The organism is Kitasatospora sp. NPDC127060, from assembly GCF_042724935.1.
Lineage (GTDB): Bacteria > Actinomycetota > Actinomycetes > Streptomycetales > Streptomycetaceae > Kitasatospora.
The window spans coordinates 1-15,350 of record NZ_JBHXEG010000095.1 but is presented as its reverse complement, the minus strand read 5'-3'; the positions used below and the strand labels follow the sequence as shown (position 1 = coordinate 15,350).

At 73.9% G+C, this 15,350-nt stretch carries 14 protein-coding genes; all 14 read left to right on the top strand.

Annotation, left to right across the window (positions count from 1 at the left end; all coding sequences use genetic code 11):
* The first annotated feature begins 72 nt into the window (after positions 1-72).
* Positions 73-1,014 carry an ABC transporter ATP-binding protein gene (locus tag ACFWIS_RS35030; RefSeq protein WP_380461443.1) on the top strand — a complete coding sequence of 314 codons (942 nt, stop codon included), beginning with the start codon at positions 73-75 and terminating at the stop codon, positions 1,012-1,014.
* The gene (locus ACFWIS_RS35025) at positions 1,008-2,600 is read left to right on the top strand and encodes a hypothetical protein (protein ID WP_380461442.1); all 1,593 of its coding nucleotides are present in this window, start codon (positions 1,008-1,010) and stop codon (positions 2,598-2,600) included. Before ACFWIS_RS35030 ends, ACFWIS_RS35025 begins: the two co-directional genes overlap by 7 nt.
* A 152-nt stretch (positions 2,601-2,752) precedes the next feature.
* Entirely contained in the window at positions 2,753-3,313 is a 561-nt protein-coding gene (locus ACFWIS_RS35020) for a hypothetical protein (RefSeq protein ID WP_380461441.1), read from the top strand.
* 159 nt (positions 3,314-3,472) lie between these two features.
* Positions 3,473-4,405 carry a 3-oxoacyl-[acyl-carrier-protein] synthase III C-terminal domain-containing protein gene (locus ACFWIS_RS35015; protein WP_380461440.1) on the top strand — a complete coding sequence of 311 codons (933 nt, stop codon included), beginning with the start codon at positions 3,473-3,475 and terminating at the stop codon, positions 4,403-4,405.
* An 85-nt stretch (positions 4,406-4,490) separates the two neighbouring features.
* Positions 4,491-5,978, top strand: coding sequence for a hypothetical protein (locus ACFWIS_RS35010; RefSeq protein ID WP_380461439.1), 1,488 nt, complete (start codon positions 4,491-4,493; stop codon positions 5,976-5,978).
* Positions 5,979-5,980: 2 nt separating this feature from the next.
* Positions 5,981-7,264 (top strand): diaminopimelate decarboxylase, encoded by a 1,284-nt coding sequence (gene lysA, locus ACFWIS_RS35005; RefSeq protein ID WP_380461438.1) that lies wholly within the window; start codon positions 5,981-5,983, stop codon positions 7,262-7,264.
* A gap of 154 nt (positions 7,265-7,418) precedes the next feature.
* Entirely contained in the window at positions 7,419-7,682 is a 264-nt protein-coding gene (locus ACFWIS_RS35000) for an acyl carrier protein (RefSeq protein WP_380461437.1), read from the top strand.
* A gap of 2 nt (positions 7,683-7,684) precedes the next feature.
* Positions 7,685-8,611 (top strand): hypothetical protein, encoded by a 927-nt coding sequence (locus ACFWIS_RS34995; protein ID WP_380461436.1) that lies wholly within the window; start codon positions 7,685-7,687, stop codon positions 8,609-8,611.
* Positions 8,608-9,456, top strand: a complete 849-nt coding sequence (locus ACFWIS_RS34990; protein WP_380461435.1) for a hypothetical protein — start codon at positions 8,608-8,610, stop codon at positions 9,454-9,456. Before ACFWIS_RS34995 ends, ACFWIS_RS34990 begins: the two co-directional genes overlap by 4 nt.
* Positions 9,453-10,613, top strand: a complete 1,161-nt coding sequence (locus ACFWIS_RS34985; RefSeq protein ID WP_380461434.1) for an acyl-CoA dehydrogenase family protein — start codon at positions 9,453-9,455, stop codon at positions 10,611-10,613. The genes ACFWIS_RS34990 and ACFWIS_RS34985 overlap by 4 nt, the downstream gene beginning before the upstream one ends.
* A gap of 287 nt (positions 10,614-10,900) precedes the next feature.
* On the top strand, positions 10,901-11,359 hold the full coding sequence (locus tag ACFWIS_RS34980; protein WP_380461433.1) for a 4'-phosphopantetheinyl transferase family protein: 459 nt from the start codon (positions 10,901-10,903) through the stop codon (positions 11,357-11,359).
* 215 nt (positions 11,360-11,574) lie between these two features.
* A complete protein-coding gene (locus ACFWIS_RS34975; RefSeq protein WP_380461432.1) occupies positions 11,575-13,800 on the top strand; it encodes an MMPL family transporter in 2,226 nt (741 codons plus the stop codon).
* Positions 13,801-14,021: 221 nt separating this feature from the next.
* Positions 14,022-14,324 carry a helix-turn-helix transcriptional regulator gene (locus ACFWIS_RS34970; RefSeq protein ID WP_380461431.1) on the top strand — a complete coding sequence of 101 codons (303 nt, stop codon included), beginning with the start codon at positions 14,022-14,024 and terminating at the stop codon, positions 14,322-14,324.
* A gap of 136 nt (positions 14,325-14,460) precedes the next feature.
* Positions 14,461-15,219, top strand: a complete 759-nt coding sequence (locus ACFWIS_RS34965; RefSeq protein WP_380461430.1) for a BTAD domain-containing putative transcriptional regulator — start codon at positions 14,461-14,463, stop codon at positions 15,217-15,219.
* Positions 15,220-15,350 lie beyond the last annotated feature (131 nt).

The window sequence follows — 15,350 nt, the reverse complement described above, 5'->3', positions numbered from 1 at the left end:
AAAGGCCCACCCCTTCCGCGTTTTCCGCCCGGATCCGCTCGGATCCGCCCTGGGATATCTGCCGAACGGCAGATGTGCCGCGGCGGCCCGAGCGGAAGCATTCAGGACGTGACCGAACTCCAGATCCTCGACCTCACCAAGCAGTACCGCGGCGGCAGACGCGCCGTGGACTCCTTCTCGCTGACGCTCCGGCCCGGCGTGCTCGGCCTGCTCGGGGCCAACGGCGCCGGGAAGTCCAGCCTGATGCGCGTCCTGGCCACGGTCACCCGGCCCACCTCGGGGCGGGTGCTGTGGGAGGGGGTGGACATCGCCCGCCGACCCGGAGCACTGCGCCGCACCGTCGGCTACCTGCCGCAGGACTTCGGCGTCTACCCGCAGCTCACCGCCCGCGAGTTCCTCGCCTACCTGGCCGCCGCCAAGGGGCTGCGACGGCGCTCCGCCCGGGCCCGGATCGAGGAACTGCTCGAACTGGTCAACCTCACCGACGCGGCCGGGCAGCGGCTGGGGGCGATGTCCGGCGGGATGCGCCAACGGGTCGGCATCGCCCAGGCGTTGCTCAACGACCCGGCGCTGCTGATCGTGGACGAGCCGACGGTCGGGCTCGACCCGGAGGAGCGGCTGCGCTTCGGCACCCTGCTGAGCGGGCTCGGCGCCGACCGGATCGTCGTGCTGTCCACCCACATCGTCCCGGACGTCGCCGCCACCGCCGACCGGATCGCGGTGATGGGCGACGGGCGGCTGCTGCACCACGGCAGCGCGGAGGAGCTGCTGCGCGGTGCCGAGGGCTCGGTCTGGGAGCTGACCGTCGCCGCCGACCGGCTCCCGCTGCTGCGCTCGCGGTTCCTGCTCGGCGGCACCACCCGCACCCCGCAGGGCGTCCGGGCCCGGGTGCTGTCCCGGCACGCGCCCGAGCCCGGAGCGCAGCCCGTACCGCCCCGGCTGGAGGACGCGTACCTGCTGCTCACCGCCGACTGGGCCGCGCCGGGGCGGGCTGAGGAGGTGGCGGCATGGTGACGCGCACCTGGGCGCTGGCCCTGGCCGACTTCCGGGAGCGTCGGCGGCGGCCCGGCTACCTGGTCGTGCTGCTCGGCACGCTCGCGCTCGGGCTGCTGGCCGCACCGGTGGGCGAATCCCGCTGGCAGGTGTTCCAGGTGACCGACCTGCACGGCCGCTACACCAGCGGCTACGTGGGGACGGTGACGGCGCTCGGCGGCGCGGTGTGGCTCTCGCTGGCCGGCTTCGGGATCGCCCGGGGCACCATCGGGCGGGACGAGCGCAGCGGCGTCGGCGGGCTCCTCGCCGCCACCCCGCTGAGCCGGACCGGGTACCTGGCGGGCAAGTTCGTCAGCAACCTGCTGCTGTTCGGCTCGATGCTGCTGGCCCTGGCCGGGACGGCGCTCGCGGTGCAGCTGCTCAAGGGCGACTCGGACCAGGTGGACGTGGTGCGGCTGCTGCTGCCGTACGTCCTGATCACGCTGCCGCTGCTGGCGGCGGTGGCCGGGTGCGCGGTGCTGTTCGACACCGTGCCGGGGCTGCGCGGCGGGCTGGGGGCGGCGGTCTGGTTCACGGTCTGGCTGGTGGTGGTGCTGGGCGCGCAGGCCGGCGGCGGGCCGGACCTGCTGGGCATGCGGCGGATCACCGCCTCGATCCGGGAGGTGCTCGCGGCGGGCGGGCGGCCGGTCGACGGGGTGGAGTTCGGCGTGGGCCTGACGGCCGACGACCGGGTGCTCGGCACCTTCGACTGGCCCGGCCTCGGGCCCGGTGAGGCGTTCGGACCGGCGGCCACGGGGGTGCTGCTGGTCGGTGCGGCGGTGGGGACCGCGCTGCTCGGGGCGCTCTGGTTCCGGCGCTTCGACGGGGCGCCGGCCCGGCGGGGCATCGGGGCAGCCGGGGCCGTCGCGCCTGGCGGGCCGGGCGGGGCGAGCGGGCCGGGCGGGAGCGCGGCGGTGTCCCCGCCCGGGCCGGTCTTCGGGTCGGCGCCGGCCCGGCTGACCGCTCTCCAGCAGGGGCGCATCGGCTACGACGCGCTGCTCGGGGAGTTGCGGATCCTGGTGCGGGGCCAACGGCTCTGGTGGGCCGGAGCGGCCGTGCTCGCCGTGGCCGCGGCGGGCGTCGCACCGGACGGGCCGAGCCACGCGGTGCTGCCGTTCGCGATGCTCTGGCCGATGCTGCTCTGGGCCCGGATGGGCCACCGGGCCGACGGCGGCAGCATCGACCAGTTGCTCGCCGCCTGCCCGTCCCCGCTGCGCCGGGGGCTGGCCGGGCTGCTCGCCGGGATCGTCCCGGCGCTGGCGGTGGTCGCCGTACCCGCCCTGCGGCTGGCCGGCGCCGGGCAGTCCCGGGCGGCTCTCGGCGCACTCGCGGGCGCCCTGCTAGTCCCCGCCCTGGCGCTGCTCTGCGGCAGCCTCAGCCGTGGCCCCCGGCTGTTCCAGACCGTCTACCCGATGCTCTGGTACGGGATGGTCAACCACGTCTCCGGGCTGGACTTCCTCGGCGTCTCCGGGCAGCGCGCCCCGGCGCCGGCGGCGGTCGCGGGGCTGGCCGCCGCCCTGGCCGCGGCCGCGCTCGCCCTGGACGCGATACGCCACACGGCGCGGTGACACCCCTCGGTGCGCCGGGTGGAGGAGGGGCGGTTCCCCCGCCGGGGGGAGCCGGTCCCTCCCCACGGCGGAGGCCACGGCCGGTGGTCGGCTGGGAGCTTGGAGGGGCCGGGCGACCGCCCGAACTCCTCCGAGACCCACCAGGACCGACCATGCGCAAGCTCACCGCCGCCGTCGCACTCACCACCGCCGTCACGGCCCTCGCCGCCGGGACGGCGGGCACCGCCGCAGCCGCACCCACGTCCGCACCCACGTCCGCACCGGCCCGACACCTCGCCCTGCACGGCTGGACGCTGCTCAACGAGCACGGCCCGGGCCCCAACCCGGGCGAGCGGCTCACCGCCCGGGTCGATGCCCGTACGGTCGACGGCCGTGCCCGGGGGCACGTCGTGGTGCAGCACGTGTTCGAGCGGGAGGGCACCATCCGGGCCGAGTTCGACGTCGACTGCCTGACCGTCGCCGGGAACGGCGCCGTCACGGTGACCGGGCCGATCTCACGGATGGTGCTCACCCCGCTCGGCGGCGAGCCGCAGCCCTTCCAGCCCGGGCAGCATCCCGAGGCGGGCCTGACCTTCTACCCGGCCGACGGGCAGGGCGAGCGCCGGGTCGGCTGGGAACGGACCGACCCCTCGATGCACACCGAGGTCACCGAGTGCGGCGCCGTCCCGGCCGGCCTCTGGGTCATCGACGGCGGCACCGTCCTGCACCGGTAGGCACCGGTAGGCACCGGTAGGCACTATGGGCACCGATGGGCACGGTTGCCACCGTCGCCACCGTTGCCACCGGTAGGCGAGGGCAGGCGGGCGGCGGGCCACGGAGACGGTCAGCCCGGCGTCAGCTGAGCGTCAGCGCCGCGCGCCACCGTAGTGGGCATGACGTCGATCACGGCGGTCTCCAGCTGCCTTCCCGACACCATCCCGATCGCCCGCTTCCAGCAGCGACTCCAACTGACGGACGTTCAGCTGCGGCGCTACCAGCGCTTCTACGGGCTCGCGGAGGTGTGCCGCGACCCGGCGGCCACCGAGACCGAGCTGCTGCTGCGCGCCGCCACCAAGCTGGTCGAGCTGCGCGGCCAGGAACAGCGCGTCAAGTACGTCCTGCAGGCACGCACCATGCCGTCGCCGCTGCCGTACCCGATGACCTCGCTCGGTCCGCTCCAAGCCGAACTCGGCCTGGAGCACGCCGCCGCGTTCGTCGTCTCGCACCACGCCTGCGCCTCCGGCCTGCTCGCCCTGGACCTGGCCGGCACCCTGCTCGCCGCCGACCCGGACCCGGACGCGCTGGCCCTGGTGGTGGCCGGGGAGAAGGCCTGCACCGCCCAGACCCAGTCCATCCCGGACGTCACCGTCATGGGCGAGGGCACCGTGGCCTTCCTGGTGAGCGCGGACCGCTCCGGCCCGGACCGGATGATCGGCTACGCGGCCCGCACCTACCCGCAGTTCGGCGACGAGTTCATCATGAGCGGGACCGCCGCCAAGGAGTTCCAGGAGCTGTACGGGCCGGGCCTGTGCGAGGTGATCGACGCGGCGCTGGCCGAGGCCGACTGCAAGCTGGACGAGTTGGCGCTGGTGCTGCCGCACAACGTCAACCGGCTGTCCTGGATCGGTGTCTGCAAGGAGCTCGGGCTGCCGCTGGACAAGGTCTTCCTCGACCTGGTCGGCGAGACCGGCCACTGCTTCTGCGCCGACCCCTTCATCAACCTGCAGAAGGCCACCGAGCTGGGGCGGCTGCGCCCCGGCGACCGCTACCTGATGACCAGCGTGGGGCTCGGGGCGACCTTCGCCGCCATGGTGTTCGAGCACTGACGAGACCGTCCGGCACGAACGGGGCCGTCGAGCACCGACGGCTCCTTCCCGGACCGAGCGCACACGAGAAATGGACGAGGTCGACATGCACCTTCCCTCCGCCGGCTTCGGCGCGCGACTCAAGCGCGCGGTCTCCGGTTCACCGGACACCCCGCTGGTGTTCCTGGGCAACTTCGAGGTGGAGAACCACTGGGCGCTCGGCGAGCCCGCCCTGCCCCGGGTGGCCTCGCACGCGGGCAGTGCGGTGGTCAACCGGATGGACGAGTTCACCCTGCTGCTCGGCGGCAAGGACGACCACGTCGTACTGAAGACCGCGCCGGACGACGGCTACCGCGGCTACCTGGAGGGCCTCGGCCTCCAGCTGCCCACCGTGCACGTGGTGGCCGGCCAGGACCCGCAGCGCACCGTCAGCGAGGACGCCCTCGCCGACCCGGCCCTGCTCGACGCCCTGGCCGGTCTCACCGCCGACGGCGCCCGGCTGACCGCGCACGGCATCTCCGCCGTCGAGGAGGAGCTGGCCGCCCGCACCGGGCTCCCGCTGGCCGCGCCCGCAGCCGCCGTCTGCAAGCGGGTCAACAGCAAGGTGTACAGCCGCCGCCTGGCCGACGAGCTGGGCATCCGCCAGGCCCGCGGCTGGGCCTGCGAGACCCTGGAGGAGCTGGCGGACGCGGTGGCCGCCGCCGGCGAACTGCTGGACGCCGGGCGGAAGGTGGTGCTCAAGGACGCCTTCGGGGTGTCCGGCAAGGGCATCGTGGTGCTGGACTCCGCGGCCCGGCTGGGCCGGCTGCACCGGATGGCCGTCCAGCAGGCCGAGAAGGCCGCCCGGGCCGCCCAGGACGGGGCCGGGGTGCCGCGCACGGCGCTGGTGGTGGAGGAGTGGGTCGCCAAGCGCTGCGACCTCAACTACCAGTTCACCGTGGGCCGGGACGGCTCGGTGCACTTCGACTTCGTCAAGGAGCTGCTCACCGAGGGCGGGGTGCACAAGGGCCACCGCATCCCGGCCCGGCTGTCCGACCGACAGGTCGCGGAGATCGCCGCGACGGCGCTGCGGCTCGGCGAGCGGCTCGCCGCGGACGGCTACTACGGCGTGGTCGGGGTGGACGCGATGGTCGACCCGGACGAGGGCCTCTACCCGGTGATCGAGATCAACGCCCGCAACAACATGTCCACCTACCAGAACGTGGTGCACGAGGGCGGGCTGGCCGGCCCCGAGGACGTCGCCGTCGCCCGTCACTACCCGCTGCGGCTCACCCGTCCGCTGCCCTTCGCCGAGCTGGCCGAACGGCTGGACGGCCTGCTGCTGGACGAGCCGGTACGGGACGAGCCGGACGGCCCGGCACCCGACGGCGCGCGGCCCGACGGCGCGCGGCCCGACGGCCGGGGCGCGCGGCCCCGCGGCCTGTTCGTCAACAACTACGCCACCGTGAACGCCGCGCACGGCACGGCCGCGGACAGCCCGGAGGGCTTCGAGGGCCGGCTGTACGGCGTGCTGGTCGGCGCCTCCGACGAGGAGATCGCGGCGCTGGACACCGACATCACCCGCCGCCTCGCGGCCTTCCCGGAACGGAGCTGATCGTGAGCGTCGCATTCGAGGTGCAGGGCCTCGGTATCACCGAGCTGGCCGAGGAGTTCGGCACCCCGCTGTACCTGTACGACGGCGAGGAGATCACCACCCGCTTCCGGGGCCTGCGCGAGGCGCTGCACCCCGCGCTGGAGGTCTTCTACTCGCTGAAGGCCAACCCCAACATCTCGGTCTGCGCCCTGCTGCACAGCTGCGGCGCCCGCGCCGAGGTCTCCTCGCTGACCGAGCTGGTCACCGCCCAGCGGGCCGGGGTGAGCCCGCAGGACATCATCTTCCTCGGCCCCGGCAAGAGCCGCGCCGAGGTGGCCGCCTGCCTGGACCAGGGCATCCACGCGATCGTCTGCGAGTCGGTGGAGGAGCTTGGCCTGATCGACGAGCTGGCGGCCGAGCGCGGGGTCACCGCGCGGGTCGCGCTGCGGGTCAACCCGAGCTTCCAGGTCAAGGGTTCGGGCCTGACCATGGGCGGCAAGCCGCGTCAGTTCGGCACCGACGAGGAGCAGCTGCTGGCCGAGGGCCGCGGGCTGGCCACCCGGTACCCGCACGTGCGGCTGATGGGCGTCCAGGTCTACCTGGGCACCCGGATCCTGTCCGAGGAGTCGGTCGTCGAGAACACCCGGCGGATCTTCGACCTGGCCGAACGGCTCTCCGCCGAACTGGACTTCCCGCTGGAGACGGTGGACATCGGCGGCGGCCTCGGCATCGCCTACTTCGACAACGAGAAGGACCTCGACCTCGCCGTGCTGGCCGCCGGGCTCAACCCGCTGGTCGAGGACTTCGCCGAACGGCACCCCGACACCCGGCTGATCATGGAACTGGGCCGCTTCCTGGTCGCCGCCTCCGGCACCTACGTGACCCGGGTGCGCTACACCAAGACCTCGATGGGCGAGAACTTCGCGGTCACCGACGGCGGCACCAACCACCACATGGCGGCGGTCGGCATCGGCTCGTACGTCAAGCGCAACTTCCCGATGGCCGCGCTGGAACGGATGGACGAGCCCGCCACCGAGCCGTGGCACATCACCGGGCCGCTGTGCACGCCCAACGACGTGATCGGCAAGAAGGTCCCGATGCCGCCGCTGCGTGCCGGCGAGCTGATCGGCGTGCAGCGCTCCGGTGCGTACGGTCCGACGGCCTCCCCGGTGCACTTCCTGAGCCACGGCTACCCGGCCGAGGTGCTCGTCCTGGACGGGCGGGCGCACCTGGTCCGCGAGCGCGACGACGTGGGCGCGCTGCTGGCCGGGCAGCGGCTGTACCGGCCGGTCCCGCAGGACGACTGAGCCGCCCGGGACCACCCGGGACCCCACGCACAACCGGCCGTGACCGCGTGACCGCGTGACCGCGTGACCGCAGGACGCCGCACGGCGCAGCACGACACCGCACGACCGCATCCGCCCGCCGACCGGCGGCCGGGACCACAGCGAGGAGCACTCCGTGAGCGACACCACGACCGACCCCAAATTCGTCGACGCCGTCCGCAAGGGCCTCTCGGAGGTCCTCAACAAGGACGTCTCCGGCGCAGACGAGAACGTCCGCCTCTTCGACGAGCTGGGCCTGGACTCCAGCAGCGCGCTCGAACTCCTCATCACCATCGAGGAGATCCTCGACCTCCAGTTCGACGCCGACGAACTGGACATGACCCACTTCGAGACGGTCGGCGCGCTGGCCGGCTTCGTCGCCGGGGAAGCGGGCGCCTGAGCATGTTCCGCGCGACCGCAGCGGTCCGGCGCCCGCAGCCGGTCGGCCCGGCTGCCCTTCCCCGGCTGGTCCGGGCGGCCCGGTACGCCCCCACGGGCCCGAGCGCCCCGTACCGGCCGGAGGACGCGCGGGAGGAGTTCTACGCGGAGCTCGGGGCGCCGTACCGGGCCCCCTTCGACCGCGCCCAGTTCGCCGCCGCCGGGCGGCGCACCTCGGTGGAGCTGGCCTACGGCGCCCTGGACGCGCTGGGGCCGCTGGACGCCGGGGACGCCCCCGAGGTGGCGGTGATCGCCTACGCCGCACCGGACTTCGAGCACACCGAGCTGGTCGCCTCCTGCGTCCAGCGGCGGCTGCCGGGCGGCCCGCTCGCCTTCGCGCTGTCCGACCAGGGCCGGCTGGCGCCGTTCAGCGCGCTGCGGGTGGCCGTGGAGTACGCCCGGCGGTGCGGCTGGTCGCGGTTGCTGCTGCTGGCCGTGGACCAGGGCACCCAGCCGTTCCCGCTGCCCGCCGGCTCCCCGGCCGGCCTGGACGGCGACGCCGCCGTGGCGCTACTGCTGCACTGGGACGGCGGCGACCGCCCGCTGGGCGGGCAGGCCCTCGGGCGGCCCGGATCCGCCCTGTTCGCGCACTGGCCCGCGGGCGCCGCCCTGGTGGCCGGCGCCGGTCTCGCCGGAGGACCTGAACTACCGGCACACCAGGGCCCGTTGACCAAGGGGGCGGCCGGACGGCCGGCCACCGGGAGCTGGTCCGCACTGCTCGACGCCGTCGCCGGAACCGACGCCGTCGCCGGAACCGACGCCGGACCGGGCACCGGCACCGCGACAGGGACCGACGCCGACCACCGCCAGGTGGTGGTCGCCGACTACGACCGGGACCGCGACGCCCTGGCCTACTGCACGCTCGACACGGGGGAGTGGAGACACAGATGACCGTTCCGGCCGAGGTCCAGGAGCACTGGCGCGAGGCGAGGGCCGGTGCGCGCACCGACGGCCTCGTACCCGCCCTCACCCTGCTGTCCCGCGCGCTCTCCCCGGGCGCGCCACCGCGCGGCCCCCGCGGACACGCCGTGGTGCCGCGCGAACTCCTCGACGGCTACGGAGACTTGCCGGCCGAGGAGGCGCCGGGCCCGCTGCCGGGGCTCGCCGTGCTGCACCCCGCCCCCGCTCCCCGGACCCCGGCCGGCCCCGATCCCGATCCCGGCCTCGACCCCGATCCGGGCTCCGACCGGGCCGATCCGGGCCCCCGGCCCTGGGACACCGGACTGGCCTGGCTGCGGCTCGGACACTCCGAGCGGCTGCGCGAGGCCTGCGTCGCCTACCTCGACGCCCGCCGGGTCGAGGGCACCTCGCTGCTGCTGCAGCAGCTGGTCAAGGGCGCGCTCGCGGACGCCCTGATCGAACAGCTGGAGATCGCGGGCGTGCTCGACGACCTGGCCGAGGCGGACGGGGAGTGCGACCCGTGCTCCCCCGCCCACCCGCTGGACACCCGCGCCCTCGCCCGGCTGCAGGCGCAGATCACCGAGGTCGACCGCGCCCTGCTGCGGCTGCTCGGCGCCCACGGCTTCACCGCCGAGGGACCCGGCCGGGAGGCCTACGCCTCCGAGCTGCTCGCCGACGTCTACTGCGGCCGGCCCGGTCCCGTCGCCCACCACCACGACGCTCCGGTCGACCACCTCGCCGACGCTCCCGTGGCCCCCTTCCTCGCCGCGCTCCCGGCCCAGCGCACCGACGCTCGCCCGGCCCAGCACCTCGACGCGCCCGGAGGCGTCAGATGACCATCCTGCCGAGCCAGCTCCGGAGCGCCCGCCGCCACGTCCGCGCGTGGGCCGACGACCTGCGCGCGGGCGCCCTCGAACTGGACCGCGACCCCGAGGCCGTCCACCACTACCTGGACCTGCCCGCCGTCCGCTTCCTGGCCGGCCATCTGACGCCCCCCGGCTGGGAGCGCGCGGGCACCGAGCCCGGCAGCGGCCCCGCACACGGCCTGGCCACCCTGGAGCGGGCCGTGGTGAGCGAGGAGCTGGCCCGCGGCGACGCCGGGATGCTGCTCGGCTCCCCCGGCGCGTCGATGACCGGGGTGCTACTGGGCGTGCTCGGCAGCCCGGCCCAGCGGGACTGGGTCTACGGCCGCCTGGCCGACCGCCCGTGCTGGACCTCCTTCGCCCTCACCGAACCGGACCGCGGCTCCGCCATCGGCGAGATGAGCACCACGCTGACCCCGCTGGGCGACGGCTCCTACCTGCTGGACGGCGAGAAGCGCTACGTCGGCAACGCCGCCCGCGCGGAGCTGGGCGCCGTCTTCGCGCGGGTCGCGGGCACCGAGCGGCTCGGCGTGCTGGCCGTCCTGGTGGACACCGCCGACCCCGGCTACCGGGCCGAGCCGATACCCACCCTGGGCCTGCGCGGGGTGCAGCTGTGCCGGGTCACCTTCGACCGGGTGCACGTTCCGGCCGAGCGGGTGCTCGGCGCCCACCTGTCGCCGACCCGGCGCGGGATGTGGGGCATCGTCTCGGTCTTCAACCGGCTGCGGCCGACCGTCGCGGCGATCGCCCTGGGGATCGCCCGGGCCGCGCACGACTACATCGGCGAGAACCGCAAGGAACTGTGCGGCGCTGAGCGGGACGCCTACGAGGCACTGGGCCGACGGATCGACGCGGCCCGGCAGTTGACCTACCGGGCCGCCCTCGCGGTGGACCGCCGGCCCTCCGACGGGTACCTCGCCTCGGCGGCCAAGGCGCGGGCCTGCCAGGTGGCCGAGGAGGTCACCCTGCGCGCGCCCGGCTTCTTCGGCCCCGGTGCCCGGCTGGACCACCCCCTGCTGGACAAACTCGCCCGGGACGCCCGGGGCGTGGAGTTCATGGAGGGGACCAGGAACATCCAGAAGCTCAACCTCTTCCAGGGGCTGCACACCGGAAAGGTGGACCGGCTCTGAACGGGACCGGACAGGCCGTCGAGATCTGGCGCATCCCGCTGACCGGAGGACGGCCGGACTCCGCGGCGGGGTCCGAACGGCCGGATCCCGCAGCGGAGTCGGAGCTCGCGGCGCTGGAGCGGCTGCTCGACCCCGAGGAGCGGGCCCGCGCCCGCAGCGGCCGGCTGCCCGGGCTGCGGCGCCGCTTCGTCGTCGCGCACGCCGCCACCCGGATCCTGCTCGGCGCGCGGCTGGGCCGCCCGCCGGAACGGCTGCGCTTCAGCCGCGGCCGCTGGGGCAAGCCGGCCGTGGCGGACGCGCCCGGCGTGCACTTCAGCCTGTCCCACTCGGGGGAGCTGGCGCTGCTCGCGGTGGCCCCGCGGCCGGTCGGGGTGGACGTCGAGACGGTCCGCTCCGGCCGGGACGTGGACCGGCTGTCCCGGCGCTTCTTCCCTTCCCAGGAGCGGGAGTTGGTGGCCCTGGGCGGCCGTCCGGCGTTCGCCCGGCTGTGGACCAGGAAGGAGGCCTGCGTGAAGGCCTCGGGCGGCCGGCTCACCGAGGGCCTGGCCCTCCCGGTCGCCCACGCCGCCACCCAGGCCACGGTACGGATCCCGGACGTCCCGGACGCCCCCGCCCCGGCGGGACTGGCCGGCCCCTGGCGGGTCGCCGACCTGCCGCTGCCGGAGGCGCCGGAGCCGTACGCGGGGTCCGTCGCGCTGTTGGGCGCCGAACCCTTCGCCGTGTCGTGGGGCCTGTGGTATCCATGAGCACCCGCGGACTCCGGTCCGACGCGGTGACAGCGGGACGGCGAGGCCGGGTGTCAAGTAGAAGAAACTCCCCCTCGAATCGGCGTAGTTGTACCCGTGGTCGCGGGTCGGATCGTCATTAGATTTCTCGGTACGAACGCACACCGTGCCGCACGGCCGGACCCCTGGTCCGGCCGGTGCCCGGGCCGGGCGACTGCGCCGAGAAGGAGGGGAACGTGATCGTGGAAGGCAGGAACGTGATCACCAGGGCGGCCCGGTGGAGCGCGGTCCACCCCTGGTGGGCGATCGCGCTCTGGGTGGCGTTCGTGGTCGGCGCGCTGGTGGTCGGCGGCCTCACCGGCACCCGGCAGGCGACCAACTCCGACCTCTCCATCGGCCAGTCCGGCCGGGCCGCCGCGATCGCCCGGACCGGCGGCCTCCAGGAGCGGGCCGTGGAGAACCTGCTGGTCAGCTCCTGGGACGGCGGGCGGCTCGACCCGGTCCGGGCCCAGGCGGCGGTGGACAACGCCACCCGCGGCCTGAGCCGCCTCACCGGAATCGCCTCGATCGGCGCGCCGCAGTCCGCCCCGAACGGCGCCGCCCTGCTCGTACCGGTCACCCTCGACGGGGATCCGGAGACCGCCGCCGACCGGGTGCAGCCGCTGCTGGACACCGTCGACGCCGCCCGGCAGGACCACGGCGACGTACGGATGGAACTGGTCGGCTCCGGTTCGATCAAGGCCGGGCTGGACGACATGCTCAGCAGGGACCTCGGCAAGGCGACCGTGCTCAGCCTGCCGGTCACCCTGCTGGTGATGGTCTTCGTCTTCGGCGCGATCGTCGCCGCGAGCGTGCCGGTGGTGCTCGGCCTGTCCTCGGTGCTGGCCGGGCTCGGGCTGTGGGGCGTCGCCTCGCAGGTCGTCCCGGACTCCGGTCCGGTGACTCCGTTCATCGTCCTGATGGGCATGGCGATCGGCGTGGACTACTCGCTGTTCTACCTCAAACGCCAGCGCGAGGAACGGGCGCTGGGCAGCGACAACATCGACGCGATCGAGATCGCGGCCGCCACCTCCGGGCACTCGGTACTGGTCTCCGGGGTGGTGGTGCTGGTCTCGATGGGCGCGCTCTACCTGGCCGGACACGTCGCCTTCGAGTCGATGGCGACCGGCGCGGTGATCGTGGTGTCGATCGCCATCATCTCCTCGCTGACGGTGCTGCCGGCCATGCTGTCCCGCTTCGGCCGCTACCTGGACACCCCCCGGGTTCCGCTGGTGTGGCGGCTCACCCAGAAGGGCGGGGTCAAGCCCCGGCTCTGGTCGACCATGCTCAAGCCCTCGCTGCGCCACCCGGTGATCGCCCTGGTGGCCTCGGTGGCGGCGCTGCTGCTGCTCGCGCTGCCCGCACTCGGGCTCAAGCTCAAGGCCACCGGGATCGACGACCTGCCCCGGTCGATCCCGGCGATGCAGTCGTACCAGCGGCTGACCGAGTCCTTCCCGAGCCAGCCCGACACCCACCTGGTGGCGGTGCGGGTGCCGCCCGGCGAGCGCGCCGAACTCGGCCCGGCCGTCGACGAACTGGTCCGGCGGACGCTGACCGACGACCTCTTCGTCCACGACCCGGCGCCGGTGGTGCGGACCTCGGCGGACGGCACGGTGGCCACCGTGGCGATCGGCACCCGGTTCGACAGCGGCTCGGACCAGGCCCGCGCCTCACTGGCCAGGCTCCGCGAGGACCTCGCCCCGAAGACCCTCGGCGCCGTCGCGGGCGCGCGGTTCGCGGTGGGCGGCAGTGACGTGGCCTATGACGTGGACTACCGGGCGAACGTGATGGACAAGATGCCCTGGGTGCTCGGGGTGGCGCTGGTGCTGACCTTCCTGGTGATGGCGCTGGCCTTCCGCTCGATCGTCCTGGCGCTGATCACCGTGGCGCTCAACCTGCTCTCCACCGCGGCCTCGTTCGGCGTGCTCGCGCTGATCTTCCAGCACACCTGGGCCGAGGACCTGCTGCACTTCGAGTCCACCGGCCGGGTGGTGGCCTGGATGCCGCTGATGCTGTTCGTGATCCTGCTCGGGCTGTCGATGGACTACCACGTCTTCGTGGTCAGCCGGATCCGGGAGGCGGCGCGCGGAGGGCTGTCGCTGCGGGAAGCGGTCGAGCAGGGCATCACCCGCACCGCCGGGGTGGTCACCAGCGCGGCTGCGGTGATGGTCTGCGTGTTCGCGCTGCTGGCCTCGCTCAACTACATCGAGATGAAGCAGATGGGCGTGGGGATGGCCTGCGCGGTGCTGCTGGACGCGACGGTGATCCGGATCGTGGTGCTGCCGGCGATGATCACCCTGCTCGGCTGGAAGACCTGGTGGCCCTCCCGGCTGGCCCGTCAGTCGTCCGCCCGCCCCCCTCGGCTGCCCTCGATCGTGGCCGCGGCGGCGGCCTCCGCGGCGGCCCGATCGACCCTTCCGTAACAACCGGTCACGACCGGCCGGACGGCCGGGGCGGGGGATCGCTCCCGCCCCGGCCGCTTCGTCCGCGCACGACCGGAGCCCCGATCCACGACAAGGCGTTTGACGTCGCCCGTGCCGTGATGGTTTGTTACGAGAGTTGTAGAATCGCTAATGCGTTCGTCGAAGCGCGCAGCCCACGAGGCCGCACCGGCGACGGGACGCGCCACGGAAGCGGGGGCGGTGTGGTGGTGGGCCAGCACGGTGACGGCGGCCTCGCCGCGACGCGCTGGCGCGATGAACTCGCCCGGGTGGGCACGCTCTCGGGGCGGGAGCGGCAGGTCTTCGACCTGATCGGAACGGGTCACTCCAACCGCGGCATCGCCGACCGACTGCACGTCACGGAACGTACGGTGAAAGCCCATGTCGCCAGCGTGATGGCGAAGCTGGGCGTGGAGTCCCGGCTCCAGGCCGGCCTGGTGGCCCAAGTCCACCAACTCATGTACGAAGGTACATGGCCGGATCAGCCACCCGTGTCCGATACTTGACCGGCGCGAATGATACCCGGGCTTCTCCCCTTTTTCAGTCCCCTTCAAACAAGTCGACCCCTGATGGTAGTGGTTCGTCGAGGACTCAACGGACAAGCTCGTGGCTGGAGTTCATCGCTAAGAACGGGGAAATTTTGTGCACATCTCCATACTGGGCCCGCTTCTCATCGGCGACGGTCAGCGCACCGTGGGATTACGGGCGAAGAAGAACCGCGTCATGCTCACCATGCTCGCCCTGAACGCCGGTCAGGTGGTCGCCTTCGACGAACTGATCGACGAACTCTGGGGGGAGGCGCCGTTGAAGAACGCGCGCAACGCCCTCCAGGCCAACGTCAAGCGCATGCGGAAGTCACTGGCCGAACTGGGCCTGGAGAGACCGGACCAGGAACTCATCAGAACCGTCGACAACGGGTACACGCTGACCGTTCCGGAGGAGGCGGTCGACGCGTACCGCTTCCTGCGGACGGCGGAGAAGGGCGCGGGGCTGGTCGAACACCGGCCGTACGAAGCGATGGAAACCCTCCGGTCGGCACTGGCCATGTGGCGCGGACCGGCCCTGCTCGACACCAGCGACGGGCCGTGGTGCCGCGCCGTCGCCCTGCGGCTGGACGAACAGCGCAAGACCGCCCGCGAGGACCTGATCGCGGCGCAGCTCCAGTCGGGCGAGGCGGGCGCGGTGGTCGCCGAACTCAAGCAGTTGCTCGCCCAGTACCCCGAACGGGAACGCTTCAGCGAGCAGTTGATGATCGCGCTGTACCGCTGCGGCCGTCAGTCGGAGGCCGTGGACATCTTCCACCGCACCCGCAAGTGGCTGGACGACGAGCTGGGGCTCAAGCCGAGCCGGCGGCTCCACCACCTGTACCAGGCCATCCTGATGCAGGACCCTTCCCTCTGACCCCGGGGTGAGGGCGGCTCACCCCGAGGTCAGGCGGGCCGGGGGGGGGGGGCGGGAGGGCCCGGGGCCGGGCCCGCCGGCGCCCCCGGCGCGGGGGGGGGGCGGGCGGGGGTGGCGGCCGGTGAGCCCGG

Bases quoted from the DNA above. Each gene is read 5' to 3' on its own strand.
- ACFWIS_RS34985 (WP_380461434.1), top strand. From the start codon at position 9,453: ATGACCATCCTGCCGAGCCAGCTCCGGAGCGCCCGCCGCCACGTCCGC.
- ACFWIS_RS35010 (WP_380461439.1), top strand. From the start codon at position 4,491: ATGCACCTTCCCTCCGCCGGCTTCGGCGCGCGACTCAAGCGCGCGGTC.
- ACFWIS_RS35020 (WP_380461441.1), top strand. From the start codon at position 2,753: ATGCGCAAGCTCACCGCCGCCGTCGCACTCACCACCGCCGTCACGGCC.
- ACFWIS_RS35025 (WP_380461442.1), top strand. From the start codon at position 1,008: ATGGTGACGCGCACCTGGGCGCTGGCCCTGGCCGACTTCCGGGAGCGT.
- ACFWIS_RS34990 (WP_380461435.1), top strand. From the start codon at position 8,608: ATGACCGTTCCGGCCGAGGTCCAGGAGCACTGGCGCGAGGCGAGGGCC.
- ACFWIS_RS35030 (WP_380461443.1), top strand. From the start codon at position 73: ATGTGCCGCGGCGGCCCGAGCGGAAGCATTCAGGACGTGACCGAACTC.
- ACFWIS_RS35015 (WP_380461440.1), top strand. From the start codon at position 3,473: ATGACGTCGATCACGGCGGTCTCCAGCTGCCTTCCCGACACCATCCCG.
- ACFWIS_RS34995 (WP_380461436.1), top strand. From the start codon at position 7,685: ATGTTCCGCGCGACCGCAGCGGTCCGGCGCCCGCAGCCGGTCGGCCCG.